This window comes from Wenzhouxiangella sp. XN79A (assembly GCF_012272825.1).
Taxonomy (GTDB): domain Bacteria; phylum Pseudomonadota; class Gammaproteobacteria; order Xanthomonadales; family Wenzhouxiangellaceae.
Map to the genome: position 1 here is coordinate 1 of NZ_JAAWWS010000115.1, position 603 is coordinate 603.

Genomic DNA, 603 nt, shown 5'->3' on the forward strand with positions numbered 1-603 from the left:
TGAAAACAGCGCTGCCGCTGCGGTTTGGCCCTTCAGGAATCGCTTGTCGAAGTGCCGTGCGAATTCCTTGAGCTTTTCCAGTGCGCCGAGGGCGTTGGCGAAGCCTGATTTCGGCTTTCGGACGAAGGCCAGGTACTTGTCCGAGCTCATGTTCAGGCGGCGGAGGATGGGCGGCAGTTGCCCGGGAATGGATCCGGATTTGCTGTGGACCATGGCGCGGCCGGACCAGTCGACGAGTTCGAGGTAGTCCGCGGTCGAGAAGGGGATCGTGGGCTTGTTTGTGGATCCGTCATCGTCGCTGAATCGCAGAAGCTGGACGATCGTCTTATCGAGTTTCTGGCTTTCCGAGGCCGGCACCGCTTCCTCGGATTTGGATGTATTGCGGCTTTGCCATTCTTCGATCCGCTGCTGGACTGACGTGAAGTCGGAGGTTTCAGGCGTTTCAGCGATTGAAGCCCGAATGGGGTTGAGATCGACATAGGCCATGATGCTCAGGACGGCGCTTTCGTCCAGCAGCGCCTGGCTGTAGAAGCGCGACTGCCAGAAGTGGCCGGTGACGTTGTCTTCGGCGTTGGCTTGCCGGGCGATGGGCTCGTTCAGGCA

The 603-nt window shown here is 59.7% G+C and carries 1 pseudogene; it reads right to left on the minus strand.

Features of this window, described 5'->3' with window-relative positions:
- Positions 1 to 603: pseudogene (locus tag HFP89_RS00280) on the minus strand (transposase); the annotation flags it as partial.